1 protein-coding gene is annotated in these 536 nt (G+C 53.5%); it reads left to right on the top strand.

Annotated features, from left to right (window positions below; genetic code table 11):
- A partial coding sequence (mobP3, locus tag U8U01_RS17360) for a MobP3 family relaxase (RefSeq protein ID WP_322176830.1) occupies positions 1–536 on the top strand: 536 nt, incomplete at both ends.

The following is a 536-nucleotide window of genomic DNA, read 5'->3' as shown; positions in this document are numbered from 1 at the left end:
CAGCAGAGGTTGGTGCAGGACATCATCAAGTTTGACTCGTCTGTCAAGGACTATGGCGAGTATCATGACTACGAAAGTTCTCCCACAAAAAGCAACGCCAGCGAGTTCATAGACGCTTTCATCGAGCGCAACGCTGACCGCATTGGGGAGTTGGATAAGCTGGTAAGCTACATGGCGGAGCGCCCGGGAGTGGAGAAACTGGGTCCGCATGGGCTGTTCAGCCAGGGCGATGACAAGATAGATTTGGATTCGGTTGCCGAGGAAGTAGGCCAGCACAAGGGGATCATATGGACGCACGTTATCAGTTTGCACCGCGAGGATGCAGAGCGATTGGGCTATAACAAGGCCAAGGCATGGCGAGAATTGGTGCGGCGAAACGTCACTGAGTTGGCCGAAGCTCAGAAAATCGACATCAGTAATCTGGAGTGGTACGGTGCATTTCACAGCACCGCACACCACCCTCATATGCGCTTGCTGGTCTATTCCAAGGACGCAAAGCAGGGCTGGCTGACGAAAAAAGGGATCGATGAACTGCG

It is taken from the genome of Acutalibacter caecimuris, assembly GCF_034335085.1.
Classification (GTDB): Bacteria; Bacillota; Clostridia; order Oscillospirales; family Acutalibacteraceae; genus Acutalibacter; species Acutalibacter caecimuris.
The sequence above is the reverse complement of the archived record's forward strand: the minus strand, read 5'-3'. Positions and strand labels throughout refer to the sequence as shown.